This window comes from Bacillus sp. EB01 (genome assembly GCF_000613125.1).
Lineage (GTDB): Bacteria > Bacillota > Bacilli > Bacillales > Cytobacillaceae > Bacillus_D.
The window spans coordinates 3125063-3151979 of record NZ_HG964497.1 but is presented as its reverse complement, the minus strand read 5'-3'; the positions used below and the strand labels follow the sequence as shown (position 1 = coordinate 3151979).

General features: G+C 38.8%; 21 protein-coding genes and 3 riboswitches. Of the genes, 16 read left to right on the top strand and 5 right to left on the bottom strand.

Annotated elements, in window-relative coordinates:
- Nucleotides 1-47: 47 nt before the first annotated feature.
- From TY16_RS14335 to TY16_RS14325, 3 genes are all read right to left on the bottom strand, one after another.
- A complete protein-coding gene (locus TY16_RS14335) occupies nt 48-719 on the bottom strand; it encodes a methionine ABC transporter permease (protein WP_043932553.1) in 672 nt (223 codons plus the stop codon).
- A complete protein-coding gene (locus TY16_RS14330) occupies nt 709-1722 on the bottom strand; it encodes a methionine ABC transporter ATP-binding protein (protein WP_043932552.1) in 1014 nt (337 codons plus the stop codon). The genes TY16_RS14335 and TY16_RS14330 overlap by 11 nt, the downstream gene beginning before the upstream one ends.
- A gap of 398 nt (nt 1723-2120) precedes the next feature.
- A riboswitch (SAM riboswitch) is annotated at nt 2121-2225 on the bottom strand.
- A gap of 88 nt (nt 2226-2313) precedes the next feature.
- Nucleotides 2314-3099: a carbon-nitrogen family hydrolase gene (locus TY16_RS14325; protein ID WP_043932551.1), complete on the bottom strand. Its 786-nt coding sequence runs from the start codon at nt 3097-3099 to the stop codon at nt 2314-2316.
- Between the two features lie 99 nt (nt 3100-3198).
- Between TY16_RS14325 and TY16_RS14320 the strand changes: the two genes are divergently transcribed.
- The 7 genes from TY16_RS14320 (at nt 3199) to TY16_RS14290 (ending at nt 12499) form a co-directional block, all read left to right on the top strand.
- On the top strand, nt 3199-4362 hold the full coding sequence (locus tag TY16_RS14320) for a pyridoxal phosphate-dependent aminotransferase (protein ID WP_043932550.1): 1164 nt from the start codon (nt 3199-3201) through the stop codon (nt 4360-4362).
- A gap of 651 nt (nt 4363-5013) precedes the next feature.
- Complete coding sequence (locus TY16_RS14315) at nt 5014-5418, top strand: GNAT family N-acetyltransferase (protein WP_155922340.1); 405 nt, start codon at nt 5014-5016, stop codon at nt 5416-5418.
- Nucleotides 5419-6024: 606 nt separating this feature from the next.
- A complete protein-coding gene (locus tag TY16_RS14310) occupies nt 6025-7299 on the top strand; it encodes an MFS transporter (RefSeq protein WP_043932549.1) in 1275 nt (424 codons plus the stop codon).
- Nucleotides 7300-7485: 186 nt separating this feature from the next.
- Entirely contained in the window at nt 7486-8355 is an 870-nt protein-coding gene (locus TY16_RS14305; RefSeq protein WP_043932548.1) for a DUF1002 domain-containing protein, read from the top strand.
- Between the two features lie 111 nt (nt 8356-8466).
- Nucleotides 8467-9459, top strand: a complete 993-nt coding sequence (locus tag TY16_RS14300; RefSeq protein WP_043932547.1) for an NADPH:quinone oxidoreductase family protein — start codon at nt 8467-8469, stop codon at nt 9457-9459.
- 213 nt (nt 9460-9672) lie between these two features.
- Complete coding sequence (locus TY16_RS14295) at nt 9673-11799, top strand: Ig-like domain-containing protein (RefSeq protein WP_043932546.1); 2127 nt, start codon at nt 9673-9675, stop codon at nt 11797-11799.
- Nucleotides 11800-12116: 317 nt separating this feature from the next.
- Nucleotides 12117-12217, top strand: a riboswitch (SAM riboswitch).
- Between the two features lie 87 nt (nt 12218-12304).
- On the top strand, nt 12305-12499 hold the full coding sequence (locus tag TY16_RS14290) for a Fur-regulated basic protein FbpA (protein WP_043932545.1): 195 nt from the start codon (nt 12305-12307) through the stop codon (nt 12497-12499).
- Between the two features lie 459 nt (nt 12500-12958).
- Here the strand turns inward: TY16_RS14290 and TY16_RS14285 are convergent, their stop codons facing one another.
- The gene (locus TY16_RS14285) at nt 12959-14149 is read right to left on the bottom strand and encodes an ROK family transcriptional regulator (protein ID WP_052342742.1); all 1191 of its coding nucleotides are present in this window, start codon (nt 14147-14149) and stop codon (nt 12959-12961) included.
- 538 nt (nt 14150-14687) lie between these two features.
- On the opposite strand from TY16_RS14285, the gene TY16_RS14280 reads away from it, so the two are divergent.
- The 9 genes from TY16_RS14280 to TY16_RS14240 all read left to right on the top strand — a co-directional run bounded on the left by TY16_RS14280 (nt 14688) and on the right by TY16_RS14240 (nt 25459).
- Nucleotides 14688-15989 (top strand): PTS sugar transporter subunit IIC, encoded by a 1302-nt coding sequence (locus TY16_RS14280; RefSeq protein ID WP_043932544.1) that lies wholly within the window; start codon nt 14688-14690, stop codon nt 15987-15989.
- A 247-nt stretch (nt 15990-16236) separates the two neighbouring features.
- On the top strand, nt 16237-17136 hold the full coding sequence (locus tag TY16_RS14275) for a DUF7916 family protein (protein ID WP_043932543.1): 900 nt from the start codon (nt 16237-16239) through the stop codon (nt 17134-17136).
- Between the two features lie 188 nt (nt 17137-17324).
- On the top strand, nt 17325-17642 hold the full coding sequence (locus TY16_RS14270) for a PTS sugar transporter subunit IIB (protein ID WP_043932542.1): 318 nt from the start codon (nt 17325-17327) through the stop codon (nt 17640-17642).
- Nucleotides 17643-17685: 43 nt separating this feature from the next.
- Nucleotides 17686-18009 carry a PTS lactose/cellobiose transporter subunit IIA gene (locus TY16_RS14265; protein WP_043932541.1) on the top strand — a complete coding sequence of 108 codons (324 nt, stop codon included), beginning with the start codon at nt 17686-17688 and terminating at the stop codon, nt 18007-18009.
- Between the two features lie 307 nt (nt 18010-18316).
- The gene (locus TY16_RS14260; protein ID WP_197028401.1) at nt 18317-20791 is read left to right on the top strand and encodes a family 16 glycosylhydrolase; all 2475 of its coding nucleotides are present in this window, start codon (nt 18317-18319) and stop codon (nt 20789-20791) included.
- Between the two features lie 891 nt (nt 20792-21682).
- Nucleotides 21683-21784, top strand: a riboswitch (TPP riboswitch).
- 112 nt (nt 21785-21896) lie between these two features.
- Nucleotides 21897-22583, top strand: coding sequence for a thiaminase II (gene tenA / locus TY16_RS14255; RefSeq protein WP_043932540.1), 687 nt, complete (start codon nt 21897-21899; stop codon nt 22581-22583).
- The gene (locus tag TY16_RS14250) at nt 22580-23170 is read left to right on the top strand and encodes an ECF transporter S component (RefSeq protein ID WP_043932539.1); all 591 of its coding nucleotides are present in this window, start codon (nt 22580-22582) and stop codon (nt 23168-23170) included. The genes tenA and TY16_RS14250 overlap by 4 nt, the downstream gene beginning before the upstream one ends.
- Nucleotides 23154-24725, top strand: coding sequence for an ABC transporter ATP-binding protein (locus TY16_RS14245; RefSeq protein WP_043932538.1), 1572 nt, complete (start codon nt 23154-23156; stop codon nt 24723-24725). The genes TY16_RS14250 and TY16_RS14245 overlap by 17 nt, the downstream gene beginning before the upstream one ends.
- Nucleotides 24722-25459, top strand: a complete 738-nt coding sequence (locus TY16_RS14240; protein WP_043932537.1) for an energy-coupling factor transporter transmembrane component T family protein — start codon at nt 24722-24724, stop codon at nt 25457-25459. Before TY16_RS14245 ends, TY16_RS14240 begins: the two co-directional genes overlap by 4 nt.
- A 315-nt stretch (nt 25460-25774) precedes the next feature.
- Here TY16_RS14240 and TY16_RS14235 read toward each other — a convergent pair whose 3' ends face one another.
- The gene (locus TY16_RS14235) at nt 25775-26845 is read right to left on the bottom strand and encodes a sulfite oxidase (RefSeq protein WP_043932536.1); all 1071 of its coding nucleotides are present in this window, start codon (nt 26843-26845) and stop codon (nt 25775-25777) included.
- Nucleotides 26846-26917: the final 72 nt, after the last annotated feature.

The following is a 26917-nucleotide window of genomic DNA, read 5'->3' as shown; positions in this document are numbered from 1 at the left end:
ACCTGCTTTCATTTATAGTATTTTAGTTGAACCCATTAGGAATCTGCTTATCTTTTATCAACTGCTTTGGAGAGGAAATCACCAAGAAGCTGGACCACTTGAACTAATACAATCAGGATGATAACTGTTGCGATCATGATTGTGTCGTCATAGCGATAATATCCAAAGCGAATTGCTAAATCTCCAATACCACCGCCGCCTACTGTTCCAGCCATAGCGGAAAAACCAATTAAACTAATGATTGTAAGTGTAATGCCAGAGATAATTCCTGACTTTGCTTCCAATAAAAGAACATCTTTTATGATCATCCATGGAGTAGCCCCTGCTGCAATAGCAGCTTCAATCACACCTTTATCAATTTCGCGAAGTGCGTTCTCGACAATCCGAGCAAAGAAGGGGATAGCTGCTACTGACAAGGAAACACTAGCTGCAGTTGGGCCTATCAATGTCCCAACTATCGCTTTTGTCAAGGGAATCAAGGCAACTAACAGGATGATAAATGGAATCGATCGGACCATATTTACGACAAAACCCAGTATGTTCTGGATGAATTTATTTTCCATAAATAAACCTTTGTCAGTTACATATAAAATAATTCCGACTGGCAAGCCAACCACAACAGCTACAAATAGCGAGATGGCGATCATGTAAATGGTTTGGACAAACGCCTTATTGATATCTGGAATCATCTCAATTAAATGGGGGATATCAAAGCCCATCTCGCACCACCTCCACATGGGATGTACGATTCTCAATAAATTGAATCGCCTGTTTTATTTCCTCTTTTTGGCCGCTGAGTTCCATCACAAAGACACCCAGCGGGGAGCCGCCGATATATTCAATCGACCCATGAAGGAAATTTCCTTTAGCGTTATATGTCTTTAGCGTTTCAGAAATGACGCCTTCGCCAGCCACATGGCCTTTAAACATGACCTTTATAATGGTTCCTTCACATTTTTGTAAAATTGCTTCAGGAACATCGTACGAAACAACGCTGCTGATAAATTCTTTGGCGAGATCGGTTTGCGGGTCGGAGAAGACATCATATACAGAGCCTTCCTCGATGATTTTCCCGTCCTGCATAATCGCCATTCGGTCGCAAATTTCCTTTACGACATTCATCTCATGGGTAATCAAAACAATCGTGATATTCAGTTCTTCATTGATTTTTTTTAATAGACTGAGAATCGAACGTGTTGTTGTTGGATCCAATGCCGAAGTCGCCTCATCGCAAAGCAGAACACTTGGATTATTGGCCAATGCCCTTGCAATGCCGACCCGCTGCTTTTGCCCGCCGCTCAACTGTGCTGGATACACATCCCGTTTATCTGAAAGGCCGACCATGTCGAGCAATTCTTCTACCCGGGAGGGAATCTGTTTAGCTGGCGTATTGGCTGCCTTTAAGGAAAAAATGATATTCTCATAGACTGTTTTCTGGCTGATTAAGTAGAAGTGCTGGAATATCATCCCTATTTTCAGGCGGGCCTGCCTGAGTTGTTCACTGTTTAATGAAGTTAAATTTGTTCCGTTTACCGTGATTTCGCCAGAAGAAGGACGCTCCAATAAATTGATACAGCGAAGCAGTGAGCTTTTTCCGGCCCCGGAATAACCGACAATTCCATAGATTTCGCCCTTTTCAATCGTAAGGGACACATCATCGACACCTTTTACAGGTCCGCTTTTTGTCTGGTACGTTTTCGTTAAATTACGAATAGTAATCATGCAAGCTTCTCTCCAATTAACCGGATTTAGTGAATCAGTGAACAGGGTGAAACTGATGACTGTTCATGACCGGCTTGTTTCTATTTTTCTTGAAAAAAGTATTGTTGATTTCCGTGGAATACATAAGCGGAGAAATTCCCCCTAATGTAAATAGAGGCAGCTTATGAAGCAGGTATAAGAGGAGATATTCCCCTTAACTACTCTCAATACGGCCAAAATTCAATGGTTTGAATCAAATAACAGGAAAAACTCCCCTTATTTTTCGGGAAATATGGCTATTTCCCGATTTAGAGGGAATTTCTCCGTTTATTTTTCAGCCAATGCATTCAGTTATAATTAACCGCCAAAAAATAAAAAATGCTTCTCTCAAACTGAAAGAAGCATCGAAGACTATATTCGACTTATCTTCCAGAATGAAAATCATTCTGAAGGAATTAGCACCTTCCCTTTAAGGAGGTTGCCGGACGTCATAGGGCCTTTCCCTCGGTCACTCTTGATAAGTAATCTATTCAATTATCATATTAGAATAGTATAAATCTTCGTAACATTTGTCAATGGTATTGTTTTAATTTTTTTGTAATTATGAATTCTTTATCTGTTTGCATATAAATCCGCTCTCCGATCCTGGAAAACAGGGATTGTTTTTCGAACCCGATCGACTTCTTGCAAATCTATATCGACATAATAGATTCCTTCTTCTGTTTTTCGGCTGAGGAGCAGTTCTCCCCATGGGGCAATGACCATTGAATGACCGTTAAATTGATTGTTGGGATCCGATCCGACGCGGTTTACAGCGACAATGAAGCACTGGTTCTCAATGGCGCGCGCCTGGAGCAGGATTTGCCAATGATCAATTCTTGTTGAAGGCCATTCAGCTGGTACAAACATAATCTTTGCACCTAGTAGGACATGGGCAAGAATCCATTCCGGGAAACGGATATCATAGCAGATCACGCCGCCGCAAGTGATGCCATCCAGTTCAAACGTATTCATCTTATCGCCTGCATTTAAAAAATGATGCTCATCCATCAGTTTAAAAAGATGGGCCTTATCATATTGGGCCACGATTTCTCCGCTTCGATTGGCAACATACATCGTATTATAAAAACTTCCGTCCCGTTTCGTTGCAACAGATCCGCCAACAATATTCACATTGAATTTCGAAGCAAGTTCACTAAGTAATTTCTGTGTTCTCTGCCCGTTTTCGTCGGCTAACTGATCCAGTTGGTTCAGTGCGTACCCTGTATTCCACATCTCAGGAAAAACGATGATATCTGCTTTTTCTGCAGCAGTTTTTTTTATATAGTTCTCAACACTGGCAAAGTTCTGTTCAATATCTCCAAATTCAATATTCATCTGCACACAAGCAATTTTCATTCTCTCACCCGCTAGAATAGTTTATATTAAACTTATAGAATTTAAACTAAATTCGCAATATTTATGTTTTATAAATAAGTGCAAGAAGAGAGGATTATCATGCGATATTCACAGAGATTGAAGAAGCTGCCGCAGCAATTTTTTGCTTCTCTTGTCAATAAAGTCAACAAAGCAGTAGCCGAGGGAAGAGATATTATCAATTTAGGGCAAGGAAATCCTGACCAGCCCACACCTCCCCATATTGTAAAAGCACTGCAGGTGGCTGCAGAAGATCCAGGAACCCATAAATATTCGCCTTTTCGAGGCATTCCGGAATTAAAGGAAGCTGCAGTAGAGTATTACGAAAAACAATACGGTGTCAAATTGGATCCCGAAACAGAAGTGGCGATTTTATTTGGAACAAAAGCCGGATTAGTAGAATTGCCATTATGTTTATTAAATGACGGAGACACGATGTTATTACCGGATCCAGGTTATCCAGATTATTTATCAGGCGTGGCTCTTGCCAATGTTGAATATGAAACATTCCCTCTGAAGGCGGAAGATCAATTCTTGCCAGATTATGAGGAGTTCACCCCTGACCAAAAGGAAAAAGCGAAGTTAATGTACTTAAACTATCCGAACAATCCAACTGGTGCAACTGCAGATCATGCCTTTTTTGAAAAAACAGTGCAGTTTGCAAAAGAAAATCAGATTACAGTTGTACATGACTTTGCCTACGGTGCAATTGGCTATAATGGAAAAAAACCGGTTAGTTTCCTTGAAATAGAGGGAGCGAAGGATGTTGGCATTGAGATGTACACTCTGTCAAAAACGTACAATATGGCGGGCTGGCGCGTTGGATTTGCAGTTGGAAATGCAGAAATCATTGAAGCGATTAATCTCATCCAGGATCATTTATATTGCAGCCTTTTTCCTGCTGTCCAAAAAGCGGCAGTTGCAGCCTTAACGGGAGATCAAACATCTGTAGACGAACTTGTTCAACGCTATGAAAGACGCCGTGATACATTCATTTCCGCATGCCGTGAAATAGGCTGGGATGTTAAAGCACCCCAGGGCTCGTTTTTTGCCTGGCTTCCAGTGCCGGAAGGATTCACTAGTGAGGAATTTGCCGATCTGCTACTCGAAAAAGCCGACGTAGCAGTGGCAGCAGGAAACGGCTTTGGTGAATATGGCGAAGGATATGTTCGCGTTGGATTGCTGGTTGATGAGGATCGGCTTAAAGAAGCAGTGCATAGAATTGATAAGCTAAATCTGTTTTAAATCAAAGCTTTCATTCAAAATGGTTTAGACATTATCGAATATTACTATTTTAAGAATGGATACGAAATGGGGACAGAAATATTAAACAAAAGGGGTGATGGGTACTTTCTTTCCCATCACCCCTTTTTCCAATATTTAAATCTCAAGTGTTAATAAGCTAACTGGCAGGTTAATTAAAGAAAGAGGTTTGTAGATTCTTTTTTGGAGTTTCATTTTTTCTTTTTGCTCTTAGCGGCGAAAATTGCGATAAAAGTACCTGACAAAATTGTAATCCATAAAATTAACTCCATTTTTTCAGCTCCTGTCGTTAGTTTTATATATACGTCGGAGATAGATAAAAGAACCATAAAAAGTGCGGTGGGTGAAAATTTGCAGTAAGTGACAAGGTTAATTAACTAAAAGATCAGCTGCTAAACAAAGTGAAATCTTTTTTATTTGATAAACAGGGCACCAATCATGTATAAAACTAAGTTTGCGAAAATATGGATCCTTAATTATTAGGTGCGTTCATTCAAAAAGGGTTAACCGCATTCTTTTTGAATTCTTTAATCAACAAACAGGGCAGGGAAGTGTAAAAAGGATTTGTTTTATTCCGTAGCGGATTTTGTAATTTTAAAAGTTAAGGATGCTATAGTTTTGAAGCCCTTAGAAATGGCTCAAATAATTTATTTAGATGAGATAATGAAGATAGATGAAGAAGTTATCGGTAACAATAGCAGACGTGAATACATTTTGAAAGCCATTGAAGAAGAGCGATGTATTGTTGCTAATGATAATAATCTTATCGTTGGTTTTTTAATTTATGATACTCATTTCTTTGATTGTAGCTTCATTTCACTCATAATCGTAAGGCACACTGAAAGAAGAAAAGGATACGCAACATCGCTTATTAAGTGTTTTATAAATATTTCGCCAACAAAGAAAATTTTCTCTTCAACCAATAAATCAAATGAAAGAATGCAAGAAGTTTTTAAAGCAAATGGATTCATACAAAGTGGATTTATTGAAAATTTAGATGAAGGAGACCCTGAGATAATTTACTTTAAATCTAAATAAGTTCTTGGTTCAGCAAAAATGGCTTTTAGAAAAAGGAATAGAACAACCAATAGGAACACAGTAAAGGAATGATATTTATTCCATACAAATTGAAGATAAATAAACATACTATGTGTATTAACATTGAGTAAATGAACCGAAGCATTCGATGCGACATCGCAACAGTGCTTTTTTCTTTCCTCGTTTTGAGGCGGTTGACCAAAATTTAGTTGCTAGCCAACGTTTCTTGCATTTTGAGACAGCCCAGGCAGCTTCACACATCGCGGTTATTATATGGGGGTTACCCTTTGTTGACGCAATCCGTTATGCGTAAAACCCACTCTCTTCGGCGATGAAGGGGAGTGGGTATTTTTTTTGGAGGGAATTGTTTTTGTTCTTAAAAATCTCTTTAAATAATTGGTATGCCGCTAATGCCTATATTTAAGCAGAAGCATTGAAACAATTATCGGATTCTTCCGTCTATCCCTTTGATGAAGAGGGAATAAATGGTACAATTGGAACCTATTATTCTACAAATATGGAAAAAAGAACTTCCGGTAAATGAATAGTTAGCTGCTCTGTAGTATGGGGATGCGCAGAGGGTTCTTTTGTAAGGGGGAAAGGAAAGTGGGTTTTCGCAAGTTTCATCGCAATATTAAAATTAGAATTACAGAATCGTTCCTTAGTTCATTGATAGGGGGAATGATTTTCCCATTTGCAGCGATCTATCTGGCTCAGCATTTTGGGACCAAGACGGCTGGAATTCTCTTGCTTGTCAACGTTGGGATTGGATTGGCGATCAACTTTTTTGGCGGGTATTTTTCCGATGCCTTTGGCCGGAAAAAGGTGATGGTTGCGGCAGAGTTCATGCGATTTATTGCATTTAGTTTGATGATGGTAAGTAATTCACCATGGTTTACATCACCGGAAATTACATTCTTGATGATGACGATAAACAGTATTTGTTGGGGTCTGGCGGGCCCAGCTGGGCAAGCAATGCTCATTGATGTCAGTAAGCCTGAAGAACGTAAGGAAATGTTCACTATCATGTATTGGGCGAACAATTTATCCATTGCTCTCGGGGGACTGTTAGGCGGGTTCTTATTCAAAGAATACCTCTTTGAACTTCTGGTGGCCTTGTCTGTGGCAGCATTATTTACTTGGGTAATGATTACTTTCTTTATTGAAGAAACCTATTTTCCTGCCGATCAACAGGGAAAATCATTGGCTTCCCATGGAAGAACAATGGTTTTCGGCTACAAGCAGGTTCTTGCTGACAAGCTGTTTATCCTTTATGTACTGGCAGGAATTTTGGTCCTCTCGATGGAGTTTCAGCTGACCAACTATATTTCTATCCGCCTGGCAAAAGAGATGCCTATTACCGAATGGTTCGGCTGGTCATTTGGCGGAATTGAAATGCTGGGTTTCCTGCGCACCGAGAACACGATACTCGTTGTTGTATTGGCACTATTTGCTGCAAAGTTCGCAGAACGCTTCAAAGATCAAGCTGTCCTGCTTGGCAGCTGCATTGTGTTTGTCATTGGGTATGCCTTTATATCCTATTCAAACAATGTTTGGGTTCTGTTAATTGCGATGGTCATTGCAACCATTGCAGAAGTGATGAGGGTACCCGTTCAGCAGCAATACATGGCCGAATTGCCGCCCGAGAACGCAAGAAGCTCATATATGGCTGTGTCAGGCATGTCGTATAATATTACCATGCTCATCTGCTCGGTTACTGTTACAGTTGGAGCGTTCCTATCAAGCTTCGCAACGACGATTTTTATAACGGGGATTGGACTATCGGGAGTTGCGATCCTGTATTGGATCCTTCCTGCCTTAGACCAAAGGACGAAAACAAGCCAGGTTATTGAAGAAAGAGGGCAAGCAACAACTGTATAGGACTCTGTTTGGCGCCAATCCAAGCTGATCGGCGCCAACCTTTTTCCTTTATAATATCCCGAAGAAGAAGAGTTGCATATCTATAGATTGGGTAAAGCAAGATTGATATTTTGATATAAAAAAAGAAACCAATGCTATAATGGCAAAGTATAGTAAGTGAGATTTCATTATAAAGGGGAGAAACAAATGAAACGTATACTATCTACTATAATGATACTGAGTCTTATCCTGACAATGCCAATTATGACGTTTGCCGATGCTGCAGAAGGTGATGTACTCGTCACCCTCGGGGCAAATCTGACACCAAAACAAAAAGAGGACTTACTGGCCGAAATGAAAGTGGATGAAAAGAGTGCCATGATAGTAGAAGTAACAAACGAGGAGGAACACAAATACCTCGGTTCGTATATGCCAAAAGCACAAATTGGCACAAGAGCCATCTCCTCCGCAAAGATTACAATCGGTGCCAAAGACTCCGGAATTGAGGTAGAGTCGAAAAACATCAATTATGTATCAAACGAAATGTACATGAATGCATTGACTACTGCCGGTGTAAAAGATGCCAGTGTGTATGTAACAGCGCCTTTCACTGTTTCGGGAACAGGTGCTTTGACCGGGCTTATCAAAGTATATGAAAAAGCCTCCGGTGAAAAAATCCCCGAGGAGCAGAAACAAGTTGCCAACGAAGAAATGGTAGCAACAGCAGAACTAGGTGAAAAGGTCGGCCAGGAAAAGGCGGGAGAACTTGTCACTGTCATCAAAGATAAGCTCGCCGGGACTGAACCAAAGAACGACGAAGAGCGTAGAGCCCTTGTAGAGGAAGCCGCAAAGCAAATTAATATTACTCTCACAGATCAGGACATCAACCTGTTCGTGTCTTTGATCGAAAAGTGGCAAAACCTTGATATGAACTGGAATGCCGTAGGCGATCAACTCACGAAAGCAAAAGAAAAATGGGATAGCTTCGCAGAAAGTGAAGAAGGAAAGAATTTTTTTGAAAAGCTTGGCGATTTCTTGAAAGCCATTGTGGATGCGATTGCTTCGTGGTTTAAATAATTGTGATTACCGCTTTTCAATCTAACTAGCGCTTTTTGTAACAGTATCATAAATTAGAGGGCTTCGATTTCTTAAACTTTGTGGTAATTAACATACTTAAGGAGAATGAACATGCCGGATAACTTTCATGCGTTAACAGTAAACAAGACAGAGGAAGATTTTTCAGTCGAAATAAAGGAAATCACTTTTGACGATCTTCCTGAAGGGGATGTAACCATTAAGGTTAGTTACTCGAGTGTCAATTATAAAGATGGACTAGCATCCATTCCAAAGGGCGGGATTGTAACAAACTATCCGTTCATCCCGGGAATTGACCTGTCAGGTGTAGTTGTCGATTCAAAGGATGACCGGTTCAAGGAAGGTCAGGAGGTTATTGTAACAAGCTATGAGCTCGGTGTTTCGCATTTTGGCGGCTTCAGCCAATATGCACGGGTTCCCGGCGACTGGATCGTACCGCTTCCTGACGGCTTTACTGTAAAGGAAGCAATGGCAGTTGGAACAGCAGGTTTTACAGCCGCCTTATCCATCCATAAATTAGAAGCAAATGGCTTAACGCCTGAACAGGGGCTTGTCCTTGTTACCGGAGCGACCGGCGGGGTCGGCAGCATGGCAGTCGCAATGCTTGCGAAAAAGGGTTATCACGTTATCGCCAGCACCGGCAAAGCCGACGAGCATCAATATTTGCTGGATTTGGGCGCAAAAGAAATCCTCGCTAGGGAAGAGCTCACACCGGAAAAAATCAGGCCAATGGACAAGCAACGCTGGGCGGCCGTGGTCGATTCGGTTGGCGGAAAAACGCTGGCCTATTGCCTTAGCACAACCCAATATGGCGGTTCTGTAGCAGCAAGCGGTTTAACCGGCGGGACAGACCTCCCGACAACTGTCTTTCCATTCATCCTTCGCGGTGTTTCTCTCCTCGGTGTTGATTCCGTGTATTGCCCGATGGACCTGCGCCTGCAGGTTTGGAACAAAATTGCCGCCGAATGGAAGCCCGAGGGCTTGCTCGAAACCATCGGCCAGGAAGTTAGCATCGATGAACTGCCTGAAGTATTATCCACCATCCTAAAGGGACAAATTAAAGGCAGGACGATTGTGAAATTGTAATGAAAAAAAAACGCGACATATACTTGAGCGAAAAAGACACCAAAGATGGCAAGGACAGCACCTTTCGAAAAGTGGAAAGGTGCTGTTTTTTTTGAAAGCTTTCTAAAATGTTTTCTAACACGAATATGGTATTTTATTTCCACTAGTTCCATTCCTTGGTATATAATAAAACTAAGAAAATAACTAGAAATGATAGGATAGCGGGGGAAAACGTTGGGCAAAAAACTAGGTCTTTTATGTCTATGTATGATGCTATGTCTGCCTGGTGTTGGATTGGCCACTACAACCACAACAAACAACAATGTGACAATCGTAAATGGACTAGAGATGATTGAAACCAATATAGGGGCAGGGAATCTCGAAAATCAGATTGGGCAGGTAGCGCCAAATAGCAACACAACTGCCAGCGGGGAGGATGAACCAAAAAGGCCAACCATCTCAAGTACGATTATCAGCCATTCTACTGCTCGGGTTGGGGATACGGTCACGATAACAGCTACAGTTGATTCACCGGATTATAAGATTAACAGAGTCGAAGCATTCCTTTATAATCATGAAATTGAGCTGGCCTATAACAGCAACACGGGTACATGGATTGGTACATACCAAATACAGGAATATGACCATCAAGGAAATTGGTATCTCAATTTTCGCCTTCATGGTGAATATTCCTGGTGGAAACATGATACCCTGCAGTTTGTAAGTGTCATTAACCCAAATGAAGACCGCGTGCTCCCAGAGGTGACCTTTATTGGACTTGACCCACAGACGATCGAGGCGGGTAAAGCTTTCACCATATCCGTAAAAGCAACCGATCAGTATGGAATTAAAACAGCAAGAGTAGATTTTGTGAGATTGGATGGATCTACACGGGTTGGTAAGCAATTAACGTATGACAATGTCCGCGGCGAATGGACGGCTTCCTATTTATTTGAGAAAAATATGGAGCCAGGCGAGTGGAAGGTCCAGATAAGGGTCAAAGACCGTGCCACCAATGAGCTAACGGTGATGAAGGAGTTCGAATTAGTCAATTCGGAATACGACATTATTCCGCCGGCAGCCGATCAAATCACGCTAAGCAAACAATCCGCAACATACGGCGAGAACATACACCTAACCGCTAAAATAACAGACAACAAAACTGGCGTAAAATCAGCTGCTTTACGGCTTTGTGATGAAAAATATAATTGCTACACATGGAATTTGCAGAAAAATGGCAGTACAGGTTTATGGGAAGTGACTTTTTGGATTGATGCTTATATAAAACCTGGGATGTACACAGTAACTATTCACATGTATGACAATGCGGATAATAATATTCACCAGACTACTACCCATAATGTGGAAGTCATTGATGACAAGAGTCCACCTGCAAAACCTCTAATCTATGATGTTACAAATCGCAGCAAGGCTATAGGCGGGGTGACAGAACCTTTTGCAGTCGTCAAGATTAAAATAGGAACAACGGGTACACAGCAAATCAGTGCCGATGAAAATGGATTTTTTCTGATGAGCATTCCGCTTCAGCCCGCAGGAACGAAGATTACTGTAACGGCAATGGACATTCGCGGAAACGTTAGCTTCCCTGCAACTATTACGGTTAAAGATGTCATCCCTCCAGCTGTTCCCGTTGTCAACGCAGTCACCAACAAGGCGACACTCATCACGGGAAAAACCGAAAAGTCGATTACCGTATCAACGAAAATCGGGACAAAAACGTATACCTCCAAATCCGACACATACGGAAATTATAAAATTATAATTCCTGTCCAAAATGCAGGAACTAAAATTGCGGTTTCCGCTAAGGATGTAGCAGGGAACATTAGTCCGGCTAGAACCATAAGTGTCACAAAGATCGCTCCGAATGTCCCGGTGACCAATACAGTGACCAACAAATCAAATGCCGTCATAGGGAAGACGGAAGCCTATGCCACGATTTATGTAAAAATCGGTTCAAAGACCTACTCAAGCAAAGCAAATTCAAAGGGAAGCTTCAAAGTGTCGATACCGGTTTCGAATTATGGCACCGTGCTTTCAATAACAGCCAAAGACCGCTCGGGAAGAATTAGTTACCCGGGTAAAGCGACTGTGTTGAGGGTTGCTCCGAATATCCCGACTGTCAACTCAGTGCGATATTACTCAACCACCGTCACAGGAAAAACCGAAAAGAACGCAACCGTCACGGCGAAAATCGGCAGCAGAACCTATTCAGCCAAGGCAAATGCCTATGGAAACTTCTCAATCAAAATTCCAAAACAACGAAAAGGCACAACCATCTATGTGAACGCGAAAGATTCCAAAGGGCTTATAAGTACGACTAGGAGTATTAAGGTGTACTAATTACTCCATTGTTTATAGGTTTTATATTTCGTATTAAAAAACAGCACCTTTCAAATCGGAGGTGCTGTTTTTGTTTGGCCACAGCGAACAAATCGAGCCATCCAGAAGTGCAAAAGCAAGAGTGCTATTTTTATATAAAAAAACAAGTGCCATAATGTCGAGGTATAATAGTGGATTTCATTATATGTATCAAACGAATTGTACATGAATGCAGGATAAGTTCAGTACTATTTTATAAAAACAGCAATAAATTACAGTTGACCGGTCGGAATAATTGGTTTAAACTGAAAGTGTAATTATTATCCAAATAACTATATTACTTATCCAGAGAGGTGGAGGGACTGGCCCGAAGAAACCTCAGCAACAGTTTCAAACTACTGTGCTAAATCCTGCAAGTCATGTGCTTGGAAGATAAGTTGAGGCATCCTATTGAATAAATCCTCCTCTTCTTATCGTTTAAAATGGTATCCCATTTGAACAAAGTTAAAAAAGGAGGGTTTTTATTTTGGGTAAATTAAAGGATATGGTTGAGCAAAAAAGAAGTGAGTTAATTAGTAAACTTATAGGCTTAGACAACTATAAAAAAAATAAAAAACATCTTTATGAATTAACATTGTCAGAATTAGAATACGAATATTTTAAAACGCAATATAGCGAGCATCCGCACGCTGGGTTTGGATCTATAAGGTGGAAGAATTAATAATTTTATTGAATAACAAAAGACTACAGTTTCTCTTTTTTTTAAAAGAGATTGATTGTAGTCTTTTTTGTAATTTATGAAAGTGTATCTTTTTCCACCTGACGGGTGTTATCCGGCTTTTCTATTTTTTACTCCTAGTTTACCAATTTCATTATTTTATTGGAATGTGTTGGGTAAAGAATTGACCACTAACATAGAGTTGAATTCATTTTACATGAATGAAGTCTTTATAAAATTAGGCAGAAAAATCTTTCTCTGCTTTTTTAATCAATATAAAAATGTAAGACCTTTACATAATAAAAAACAATGAAAGGGGGAGAAAATGAATTACACATATACATGGATAGTAGTATTAAATGATAGGGCCTGATCACTAGTGCATTAAAGCATTACCGTACTGGGGGTCAGGCTCTAAATATTTTCTTCTTTCACAAGGTATTTCTGCCATCTGTATTATTATTAATGCTGTAATAAAAAGTTTGAAACAGCGAGACTGCATGCTGCTAGAGCTCCATTTATATCATTATATTTTTTAAATACAATGTCCCATTTGTTATCGATGGGAAGGAGAATTTTATTTTGTATTAAATAAGTGCTGAGGATATTTGTCAATTCAGGTTCACTAAATAACTCTCCATGTAAAATAATTTTATTTGTATCAATCACCATTGGTAAATTATTAATTGTAATCGAGAGATATTTAATGGCGTTATTAAGAATGTTGATAACGCCTTCGTCTCCCATTTTATAAGCTCTTAAAATCGTTTCAATTGTGATGCAATGTTTGTCCGGTGACAATTGGCGTAAGAAAGTTGTATTCGAATTTTCAAAAAGGATCCGAGATTTTTTTATAATCCATGCTTCACTTGCGTAAGTTTGCAAGCAGCCCATTTTTCCACACTCACATAATTCTCCGCCCGGTTGAACAACCGTATGACCGACTTCTCCCACTAAAAAATTGCCTTTTCCATAAGTGTTTCCTTCGTACATATAAGAACAAAACATCCCTCTACCAACATGAAAGAAAATAAAGTTATGATCTTTATAATTCCCGCCAAATATTCTCTCTGAATTGGCCATACAATGAACATTATTTTGAAAATAAATCGGTAAATCAAAACTGTTCAACACAGCACCTAGATTGAACTTCTTCCAAAGTGCTTTGTTACTGTATATCGTTTTAGCTTTTTCATTGAAATGTCCTGGTAACGCTATACCTATAGCTCTGGGCTGGTAGGAGTTATAAATAAGAATAAACTGTTTTAATTCATTTATAAAATATTCCTCTGTTAACAAATCACTATGGTTTCCAGCATCCAATTTTATAATTTTTTTTTCATGGATTTTTCCAGTATTGTCACTTAAACAGAAGGATAAATATTTTTCAGATAATTCACATCCAATATAAAAACTGTGATCTTTTGATATATCTAAGAAAATCCTCTTGCGTCCTGATCCTTTGTGATCAGAAGAGTCTTCTCCAAGTTCGTAAATCAACTTATCTTCTAATAAATGTCCGGTAAGTTCGCTAACGGTGGCAGGAGTTATGCCTGTTTGTTTGGAAATTTCTATACGTGAAATAGGTCCTTTTACATAAATTGTATCTAAAATTTTCGAAAGTAATATCATTTGTTTGTTTGTTAATTGCACAGTGGTCTTACTCCTTCCCAACCTAATAAAGAGATTTTATCCTATTAATTATAAATTATAATAATATAATGAGTACAAATCAATCCATATTAATGGTAATCGAAAACAATTCATTTTGCTCTAAGGATTGAAGAGCCCTGATATTAAGTGAGCAGGCAATAAGCGAAATAAATATTTATAAAATTCAAAAATATTCGTATTGACAAAAGCGCTTACATAAACTATTGTTTAATTATAAATTATTATTAATTAAAGTGATTATAAGGGTATTTACTTTATTTTTAATAATAAATAATAATAAATAATAATAAGGAGGCCTAGCCGAAGAGTATCCATTGTTTTTGATAGATTGATTCTTCTCGCAACAAGACTGGCTCCGTATTTTATGAATTTTCACTCTGTAATGGTTGCGGTTCTATCGATTTAGAATAGGGATCGTGAATACAAAAAATAGTAAACAATTAGAAATGAAAGGGCATTATTTAATTGAGTCATCGCAATGATAATTTACTTTCAAACAAATTGAGGGGGAAGAAAAGTGAGTAGAGTGAATGAGTTTTTGGAAGAAAAATTGATGCCAGTTGCTTCTAAAGTAGGTAACAACAAGTTTCTAATTGCAATCCGGGATGGAATTACGCTAGCCATGCCGTTAATTATTATTGGCTCTCTTTTTATGATTATAGCTAGTTTTCCGGTTGCAAGTTGGGAAGCATGGTTAGGTGAAATTGGTGTTGCGGATTATTTATGGAAAGGAACGGATAGTAGCTTCGGATTAATTGGTTTAGTCGCCAGTTTCGGTATTGCTTATAGTTTAACAAGGCAGTTTAAAGTAGATGGGATTGGTTCAGGTATTATATCTATATCAGCTTTTATCATTGCAACCCCATTTATTTCCTCTGATGCTGGCGCAGGAATGCCTGTTGCTTATATGGGAGCTAAAGGTTTGTTTATTGCAATCATTATGGGTTTGATTAATGGCTATATTTTTCAGTGGTTTATTAATAAAAATATTCAAATTAAACTACCTGAAAGTGTTCCACAAGCCGTTTCAAGAAGTTTTAGTGCAATTATTCCGGGTGCAGTAATTATTACAATGTGGTTAACGATTTACGGAGTTTTAACCTCATTAAATCTACCTAACGTTCATGATATTGCACAAGTAATCCTAGGTAAACCATTAGGACTATTGGGAAATAATGTTTTCGGAACAATTATCGTGGTTGGTCTGAACAGTTTATTCTGGTTTGTGGGAATTCATGGAGGAAATGTTGTCAACTCTGTGATGCAGCCAGTTTGGATCGCTAACTTAGATGCTAACCGTTTGGCTTATCAAGCAGGCCAGGAATTACAACATATTATTACTGTGTCCTTCATGGATAACTTCGTCTATATTGGCGGTGGTGGTGCGACGATTGGTTTAGTTCTGGTTTTAGGATATCTAGCTCGTAAAAAGCATACAAGCAAACAAACAAAAGCGTTAGCACCGATTACTGTTACACCTGGCTTGTTTAACATTAATGAACCAACCATGTTCGGTGTTCCGGTTGTTTTAAACGTTATGTTAGTTGTTCCATTTATTCTAGCTCCGATCGTAAACGTTATTGTTGCATATTCAGCACTAGCGATGGGACTTGTACCATTAACTAAAGCCGCAGCCTCTTGGACAATGCCGCCAATCATTAGTGGCTTTTTAATTACAGGTAGTATAAGTGGTTCAATATTACAAATTGTATTAATTATTTTGGATATCTTACTTTACTTGCCATTTGTACTAGCGATTGAAAAACGCTATAAAGCACTAGAACGAAAAGACGCATTAACAGAAAAAAATGTATCTTAAGGTGAGGCAGTTTTTTAAGAAATCGCCAGCTTTTACTTTAATCAAATTAGTTCTTTTAAAATAAGCAACAATCCTTATAGAAAAATTCCTAATAACAACCTCTATAGAAAAACTCCTAAGATGGATTGGTTAAATCATCATTATTATCTTTGTTAGTTCTATCTAAATAGAACATTATTGATTGAACTAAAAGATAAATTGGACCCGAGATAACTATAATAAGCAAGTGAAGGGATATGAATTAAAGTTGGTAAAACGATTGATTAGTGCTAATACATCAGAAATATTAGAAATGACGGCAGCAGAATTGAAGCAAAGTATCAAAGCAAGTGCGGGACGCGTTATTATGTCTGAAAATGTTGCTGTCCGTGAATCATATATTGGAGATATTACCAATGCAGAAATCGCTCGTGCGTTTGGTGCAGACTTGATTCTATTGAATGGGGTTGATGTGTTTTCTCCGCAGATTGCAGGACTAGAAATGGAAGAAGACTCTTTCGTAGAGGAACTTCGCCGGTTGGTCGGTCGTCCGATTGGTATAAATTTAGAGCCAGTGGATAATGCAGCAAATATGGAGGAAGAAAGACTAATCATTTCAAAAGGTCGCCAAGCCAATTTAGAAACCATTCAAGAAGTTGAAAGATTGGGTCTTGATTTTGTGTGTTTAACGGGGAACCCTGGTACTGGTGTAACAAATGAGCAAATTCAAAGGACTATCCAACTTACAAAGAAACATTATACTGGACTGATTATCGCCGGAAAAATGCATGGAGCAGGAGTAGATGAACCCGTTGCGGATGCAGATGTGGTAGAAGGATTTATTGAGGCCGGTGCAGATATCATTTTAGTTCCTGCAGTGGGGACTGTCCCAGGTTTTGATGAAGAGGAATTGAAAAAAATTGTAAAAAAAGCTCATCTACATGGTGCTTTGGTTTTATCTGCCATTGGTACGAGCCAAGAAAGTTCCGATGAAGATACGATTAAGCAAATGGCAATTCGAAATAAAATTTGTGGGGTAGATATTCAACATATTGGTGATGCAGGGTACTCCGGACTTGCGCCTGTAGAAAATATTTTTGCGATGAGCAAAGCAATCCGTGGCATTCGGCATACCGTCTCTATGGTATCTCGCTCGATTAATAGATAATATATCTAGCCAGTTTATTGGCAGCGATAAATACACTGAATAACAATAAAAAACGTACAGGATTCAAATTAGTCAATTATAGTTAAATGACTGTTTGAAAAATAAGGCAGAAAATATCATAACGAGTGAGACATAAGATAGAGCGATTCGGCTGCTGTCTCACTCTTACTTCAAAGGGGGAGTATATTATGAAAACGATAATGTTAGTATGTGTGGCGGGAATGAGTACGAGTTTACTAGTTACAAAGATGCAAAAGGCAGCTGAAGACCAAGGCATTAAAGCTAATATCTTCGCCAGATCAGCGCAAGAAATTGAATTTGCTCTCGAACAAAATAATGTAGATGTTTTATTACTAGGACCCCAAGTAAGATACATGAAAAAACAAATTGAAGAGAAATTAATAGGTAAGAATATTCCTCTTGCAGCAATTAATATGCAGGACTACGGTATGATGAACGGTCAAAAAGTTCTTGAACAAGCATTACAAATAATTGAAAGTAAATAAGTTTTAGAATTTAAACCATATAAGATATGGGGAGATAGATATCATGACAAAAGATAAAAACGATTATTATGAAGTGTCGTTTCAAATAATTAGTAACGTAGGAATGGCAAAAAGCCTAGTGATGGAGGCGCTTTATGCAGCAAAAGAAGGCAAATTTGAATTAGCTGAGGAAAAATTGACCGAATCCAAACAGTTTTTTATAGAAGGTCATAAAACGCATGCTTCACTCATTCAAAAAGAGGCTAGTGGAGAAAAGCTAGAGTTCTCGCTAATATTTATGCATGCGGAAGATCAGCTGATGAATCTAGATACGATTACGCTTTTAGTTACAGAAATGATTGAATTGTATGCGCTTAAATTTAAATAGACTCATTGGGTTGCCGATGGGAAGCTTGCTAAGCATGAAAAATGCAGGCACCGTTTTTTGTTTTTTTAAAACAGAAAATACAAGAGCTGGTCACTATGTAGGGAATTTGAACATCTTGTTTTTTGATTAAAAGATAATGGGAGCCAGCGAATAATCAGTTGGGAAATTGAAAAAAGTATTCCAATGAATCTTTTCGAGGTTTATATCGAGAAACTGGTGGGCAATTACGGTTTCATTAGTTTCATTTAATCATTTTTGAATTAGACAAGTCCGTACGAATTTATAAAAAACTATGGAGGTGCTTTTCTTGAAGAATAGTAGATTTCTTGCCACTCTATTTACTCTCGTTTTATTCAGTTGCATATTTTCAATTGCGGTATCTGCGGAAGAAAATGTTAACTTGATAAAAAATGGTGACTTTGAATTGGAGGACAATAGCTGGAATAGTCGAAATCAAGGTGTTATTGCTACAGGCGTAAGCTATGGAGATGGAAATAGATCAGGTAGTGTGCCGAAAACGGCGCTATCAGGGAGTTTTGGCAGTGGTTATATTGGACAAATCGTGAACGTAGAACCTAACACGACATATCGTGTAACTGCCAAGGGTAAAGTAGACATTGAAGGTGCAATAGGAATTTTCACGGGTAGATGGTGGAATAATGGTACTCAGGGTTCTGTTATTACTAAAGAAGGAATAGACCAAAACCAAGGTGGAACTGTCGTCGATCAAGCAATTACCAGTTTGGATTGGGAAGAAGTTTCCTATGAATTCAACTCTGGAAATCATACGCAAGTTTTAATCCAATTAGTAAAATGGTCTGATCAACAAGCTACAAAAAGTGCAAATCTTTATATCGATAATGTGACAATGGTCAAGCTTGATGGAAATTCTGGAGATGATGAAAGTCTTGAATATAATTTGGTTTGGGAAGACAACTTCAATCAAGATGAATTAAATATGGAAGATTGGGGTTATGAGCTTGGATCTATTCGTGGTTGGGAACAGCAGCATTATGTTAATAATCAGGAAAATGTGTATCTGAATGACGGGAAACTAATTCTACAAGCAACTGATCGACCAGTAGAAGATCAATATAATAACCCTCGTAATCCTGATAGAAAAGTTATCTATAACTCGGGGAGTATTCGTACACACGGTAAGCGTGAATACTTATATGGAAAAATTGAAATTCGTGCTAAAATCCCAAAGGGCCAAGGTGTGTTTCCTGCTTTCTGGACCTTAGGAGCAGATTTTACACTTGATGGCAAAATTAATCCGTTGCAAGGGCGTGGTTGGCCAAGAACGGGTGAAATCGATATTATGGAGTTAATCGGCTCAGCTGCAGACGGTTCCTGGAATAACCGTACTGTTTGGCAGACCATTCATTATGGTGCAGGTACAGATAATAACGGTAAATATGCAGGTAATGGAACAGGATACACAATTCCTGCAGGTAACTTCAACGATGATTTTCATATTTTTGGTATCGAATGGTCAGAGGGAATAATCAAATGGTACGTAGATGAAAGAGTTGTAAGAGTGGTTAATTACTCAGATGATCCATTAGCAATGGCAGTCTTTAATAAGCCCCATTATATTCAACTTAATTTAGCAATGGGGGGAGCTTGGCCAGGTCCAGTTGGGCCAGACTTAGCAGGAACCAAATTTGAGATTGATTATGTGAAATATATGAGAACTGCTGAACAAGAAGAAGATGCGATAAAATATTACGCAACTGCCCCAACGCTTGATGGTATTAAGGATGTTACAATTAAACAAGGTGAAAGTATTGATTTATTAGCAGGATTAAATACAGAGGAGAATAACGAAATAGACTTTTCGATTGAAGATGAATATATGTTTTCTTCAACAGGTGGCAACACAAATGTTAAGCTATTGGTTAAAGGTAAACATGAAATGGAGAAAATTTCGGAGCTTCCTGCTGGTCAATACAACATTCATTATAGTGCTTTTCCTAAAAATGTAGATCTCAATATGGATCTTTCTGCTAAAGTGACTCGAAAAACTGTAAAATTAACCGTAGAACCTAAACCACCATTAGACCTAACTGAACTGAGAAGTTTAATAGAAGAAGCTAAAAATTATTCAAATGATGACGGAAAATATACCGAAGTGTCATTTAATACTTTACAGGATTCAATCGTGGCGGCAGAAACAGCACTTGTAAAAGTAGAAACCGAGGAACAACTACAGGCAGCGATTGAAGCTCTTCAATTAGGTATAAACGGGTTGGAATTTCAACCTGCTACGGTCGTGGTTAAACCGGAGCGGAAGGGTAACAAATATACCGTGAATGCAAATGCATTTGATGAATTAGACAAAGATGCAACTGTAGTTGTCGAGATTGCTGAACAAAAAAATGCCAAAATCGTCCTAACTGCAGAAGCAATTTCAAAATTGAAAGAAGCAAATGCAACTTTAGTTATTTCAAACGGAGTAGTAGAGCTTCAATTCCCAGCATCCGCCATGCCTGACAGTGAAACAGAATTTAAAGTTAATGAAGAACAAGTAAAAGATAAATCCGCTTTAGTTGGATATGACTTTACAATCAAATCAAGAGCTAATCATAAGTTTAGTGGGAAAGTCACATTAACATTTAATATAGATTCTACACTTGTGAAAAATCCAGAGAATGTGAAGGTCTCCTATTACAGCGAAACAACGAAGAAATGGGAGGTCATTGGTGGGGAGTACAAGGACGGGAAAATAACTGTCGAAACAGACTATATTAGTAGATTTGGTGTATTTGAAATTGAATAGATGTTAATTACGTGAAGCAAGAGTATATAGGCAAAATATAAGGTTACCTATAAAGGTTAAAGGTGTTGATTGGGGGTTCTAACTGATCAACACCTTTTTTACTTTGGTTTTACTCTATCGTGTGGAGGACAAACTGGATCATGTGTATAACGTATTTCTAGCGCAGCGGCTCTGTAGTATGGGGATGCGCAGAGGGTTCTTTTGTAAGGGGGAAAGGAAAGTGGGTTTTCGCAAGTTTCATCGCAATATTAAAATTAGGATTACAGAATCGTTCCTTAGTTTATTAGAAGAATTAAGCAGAATTGGTCGTTGTGGGAAGTGGCATGTTACGCGAGCGTCTTGAAAGGTGCTGCGATAAAGTCCCGGATTCTATTTAGTTATGTTATTAACAGGGCTTTTCGGTCTGGCTTCAACCGTTAGTTTCCCCGTACCGAACTTTGTATAATCAGTAGGGTTCACAGCCACAATGGCTGCCAGGTGTAACTTGTGTAACGATTGGCCAAAAAGGTGGTTAATTCTTGCTTAGTGCAATTAATGATAAATTTTGTATTAAAGCAGCTCTATTTTGTGCCAATTTTAACAGGATGTAAAAAATAGCTTGCGCTTGATCCATCAAGAGTTTATGATGTGGAGCGCAAAACTGTGCTATGGCAGCAGAGAATGCGGGGCTTGGCTTTTATTATATGGATTTGCGGATGATAAATATCCGGGTTGGGTTGCGGAATGGTAGTTAGCAGCAACAAATCATCTCGATTAAGAAAACCCAGTGTTAAAAGGCTCGATTAGCTGGTATGGCTTGATACGGGCTTTAGCAATTCATCTAAGTTAAATTTTCAATTTGATTGACTTTATTAAAAAGCGTGTGTAATGTAAAGATTATCATATTAATAGGAAGACCACTAGGGGAGCCATTACTGGCTGAGACAGAGTTGATCTGGACCCTTTGAACCTGATCTAGTTCATACTAGCGTAGGAAAGTGGAGTTCGTGCAAGGATATAGTGTCATATATATTCGGCCGCTCCATTTTTGGAGCGGTTTTTTTCATTTCTGCTCCATAATGACCCCATTTTAAGTCTTCCTATTAAAACTAAAGGAGGAAATAACATGAGTTTTTCGGCTGAATTGAGAAAAGAGGCAAATCCGATTTTCGAGGCTATCTTTGAACATCCTTTTGTACGAGGCATTGCCAGTGGTGAATTAAAAAAGGAACAGCTTATCCATTATGTCAAACAAGATTTTGAGTATTTGAATTCCTTTATCAGAGTCTATGCGGCAGCGATTATGAAATGTGAGGATCGTGAAGATATGGAGATGTTCAATAGGCAAATATCCTTCATATTAAACAGCGAAATACATCCGCATCAAAACTTTTGTCAGGTAGCAGGTGTTCAATATGAGGAACTGCAAGGATTTCCTTTATCACCGTCTGCACTTCATTACATACGTCATATGCTTACAGTTGCTCATGAAGGAACATTAGGTGAAATTTTGGCTGTTTTATTGCCATGTCCATGGACATATTGGGAAATTGGAAAAAGGTTGTTAAATGAGGTTGAACCGGATTCCTCACACCCCTATTATGACTGGATTCATTTTTATGGGAATCGGACGGATTCGATTACCCCAAAATTTTGTGCACGGATAGATCAATGGGCAAAGGAAACAACAGAGAAAGAAAAAGCAAAAATGAAAGAACACTTCTTAATCAGCTGCCAGCTTGAATATATGTTTTGGGATATGGCCTATAAACTTGAGGAATGGCCAGTGAAAATGGAGGCGGTAAACAGATGAATTGGAAAATGAAGGAGGTAGTCCTTACAGTCATTCTCTCTGTTACTTGTGGAGTTATTTATTTGGGATGGTCAACTCTATGGATTCCGGTTTCGGCTATCGTGGGGCCAGTTGGTGCAGGCTTTATGTTTGGGATATGGGTGATTGCCAGTCCACTAGTTGCATATATCATTCGAAAACCAGGTGCGGCTTTTATTGCGGAGGTTACGGCAGCGGCTGTGGAACTCTTAACGGGAAGCCATTTCGGTCTTTCTGCGTTGTTAGTAGGAGTGTTTCAAGGGATTGGGGCTGAGATGGCTTTCGCAATAGTTAGATACAAGCGCTACCGCCTCGGTACGTTGATGCTATCGGGTGCTCTGGCTGCAATAATGGGCATGGTCTATAACGTATTGGCTAATGGTTTTGGATTTTACACGACAGAAGTATTTTTTACCACGTTAGCAATTCATATAATTAGCGGAATCATTCTTGGAGGATGGCTGGCGAAGGTAGTAGCGGATGCACTAGCTAAGACTGGTGTTTTAGACCAATATGAATTGATAAAGGAAAAAAGAAAAACAGGTGAGATTCATGTTTCTGGGCTGTAGAAATCTTTCCATTCGTTTCTATAATCGTTCTACTAGTATCCTTAATAATATTAGTTTGTCGATAAATAAGGGAGAGAAGGTATTAATACTTGGTCCGAGCGGGAGTGGAAAATCAACATTGATTTCTGCTCTTGCAGGTATCATTCCTGAGCATGTTGAAGCAGAAGTAAGCGGTGAAGTATTTCTAAGAAGTCGCGCCGGTGTCATGCTTCAAGACCCTGACTCTCAATTTTGTATGCTTCGTGTTGATGAAGAAATTGCGTTTAGTCTCGAAAATCAATCGATTCCTCGAAGTGAAATGGAACCAATCATTTTAGATTTAATGAATAAAGTAGGATTAAAGGTTGATAGAAAAACTTCCATTGAAACACTGTCGGGGGGAATGAAACAAAGGCTGGCATTAGCCTGTTTGCTAGGATTAGAACCTGAAGTATTGTTTTTTGATGAACCAACAGCCCAATTAGACCCAGCAGGCAGGATGGAGATATTTGATTTATTGAAACAGTTATCACAAACTACAAATAAAACGATGGTTATTGTCGAACATGTGCTAGATGGATGCATTGATTGGATGGATCGGGTCATTATGATTAATGAGAGCGGAAGCATTATCGCGGATGGGGAGCCGGAAGAGATTTTTCGGAATTATAATCATGAGATGGAAGAAGCAGGAATTTGGCGCCCTAAACTATTCCCTTATAAGTGGATGGATGTTGTCGAAAATACCTCACACCCTCTATCTATCAAATTGACAAACAAGCTTAAAACCAACCATCAAGCAAGGGTCTATGCGGATACTTTGATTAGAACAGAACATGTTGAATTTTGGTATGGAAAGAAGACCATCGTGAAGAACATTAATATAGATATTCATAAAGGTGAGTGGATTTCGATCGTTGGAGCGAATGGAAGTGGAAAAAGCACTTTCTTAAAAAGTTTGATCCGTTTAGCGCCAATAAAAAATGGCAGTATTCATTTTCAAAATAAGGAAATTGAAAAATGGCCGGATAAAGAATTATATGAAAAAGCAGGTTTTGTTTTTCAAAATCCCGAGCTTCAATTTATAACAGATACAGTATTTGACGAAATTGCTTTTGGTGGCCGACAACGAAATTGGCAAGAAGAGCAGATTCATGCCAAAACTGTTCAACTATTAAGGGAGTTTAAATTGGAGTCGCTTTACAATTCTCACCCTTTTACTCTCAGTATGGGACAAAAACGGCGGTTAAGTGTTGCAACCATGTTATTGTTTGATCAACCTTTATTATTGCTTGATGAACCAACCTACGGTCAAGATGAAAAAACAGCAAATGAACTTATTAAGCGATTAAAGGAGAGACAGGAAAAGGGAACCACCATTGTGATGGTTACTCACGATATGGAGTTGGTTGATACTTATTCCGATCAAGTCATTCTCTTAAATAAAGGAAGAGTTGCCTATCAAGGGACACCATACGGGTTATTTTCTAATCAAACTATTTTAAGTGAGACGGAGATCATTCCGCCACTTCATTACCAGCTAGCTCATGCAAGAGGGGAGCGTGTACTTGTATGAAATCAAACGATTCCTTCCTGGCTTACCTAAATCCAACTATTAAATTTCTCTCTCATTTGTTAGTTATGTTTCTGTTGATGACCACAACAAATCCACTAGTAACTTTTTGGATTTGGGTACTCGGCATATTGATTGGAGTTGTGTTTGGAGGATGGAAAATGACATTCATTTTAACAAGGCTGCTTCCGTACTTGGGATTTTTTATCTTTGTATTTTGGATGATGGCAGCTTTTGGGGAAGGGGAAAAAACCATTTGGAGATGGGCCTGGTTTCATATTACTGTGGAGAGTATGAATCATGGCTTAACGATTGCATTAAGGATGCTGGGGTTTGTTACATATGGTTTATTATTTACCTCAACAACAGACTTAACCTTACTTATTATGAGCTTTATTCATCAATGCAAACTTTCGCCAAAGTGGGCGTACGGTCTATTAGCAGGGTTTCGTTTCATCCCGTTATTCCAAACTGAATTTAACCAAATGAAAATCGCCCATAAGGTGAGAGGCTACAAGCAAAAGAATAGTTGGAAAGCTTTCATAAGGTACTCATTACCACTGTTTACGCAAGGAATACGAAAATCAGAACGAATTGCTATTGCGATGGAAGTACGAGGATTTACGGGTGGAAGGGATAGAACTTATTATCAAACTACTAGAGTGGTAACAAAAGACTGGGCTTATTTACTTTCTTTATTTTTTGCTGTAGTAGGTATTATCTTATTTATCGGTTGAATTTAAAGGAGGCTAATGACTATCCCGAATTCGTGTTGAGACAAATGGATATTATTGAAAAAAAAAGAGATGTACCTGGGGCAAACAAATAAATTGGAACCATTGAATTACGTTGTTCCCCTTACAATACGTAACAAGGTAGATACATGAGGTCTGATACCTCATGTATCTACTGTAAGCGTCTAAGCTGTATTAGATTCATAGCATGCAAATGGGGAATCAAAAACGTTACTTTCATCATAAATAATAGGTAATGTAAGCTCAAAGATTTCCTTTATGCCCTTCGACAAAGCCAATTGTTTCTGCAAGAGAAGGCTATTCTACTTTAACCTTAATTTTATCAATGGCATTATACCCATAGCCCTTCCGGTTCCAAAAAGGGGTGGTTGGCTGGGTACGTCCTGATGAATCGGTTGCTTTTGACAGAATCACATATTCACCTTTTTTCGCTAAATCCCATTCATAAGACCAGGATTGCCAGCCATAACCTTCATTTTTAGCAGGCTCTAATGTTGCAGTCAGCCAGCTGCTCCCGCCGTCTACACTTATTTCTACCTGAGAAATAGACCCGTTACCTGTCCAGGCAATCCCTTTAATCAAATGTTTCCCAGTATTTAAGATTTGCTTATCCAGAGGCTTTTGAATAGTCGAGTTTACATTGATTTCCGTAACAGGAAAGGCATCTTTATTATTTTCTTTATTAGGGTAATACATATAATCGATTACTTGAAAGGGACCTGTAAAATTAGAATCGATCACCCGAATCTGTTTGATCCATTTTACGGAGGCCATTCCATACCACTGTGGCACAATCAATCTCAGTGGATAACCGTGCTTAAACGGAATCGGCTTGTTATTGTATTCATATGCAATGATCGTGTCAGGATGGAGCGCCTTCTCTATAGGCAAACTTCTGGCATAGGGGAAAACCTCATCTAAATCAGTTCTTTCCCCAAAATCATGACCTTCAAAAACAACTTCTCTCGCTCCTTCTCTTATTCCAGAACGTTCAAGCAGGAAGCGTAATGGTACGCCCTTCCAAATACCCTGACTTATCGCTCCCTTTTCCATTTGTTCTCCAAATACTTTAGGTTCGAAAAAGCTTCGTTTGTCGCCTGAACATTCAAGGACAACGTGTAATGTTTTTGAAGGCATTTGAAGAAGATCTTGCATGGAAAAAACTGTTGGCTTTGTTACACTCCCGTTGATCGGAAGCCAATAATTCGAGTATGAAAGAGCTGGATAAGAAAAGTGATTCCGCCTATAAAATAACTTAGCAGGGATAATGTCAGTATTTATAAATTGAATCGGCGTCTCCTGGTTTTCCGGGAACAAACTACGTGTCAGTAAATAGGGCTTCACTTTAGGCTTGTTTGAACGGTCCATAATTTCCTCCTAATTAGAAAGGTTCATAAAGTATGTTTATGAACAATAGAATCTGATTAGATGTTTAATTTC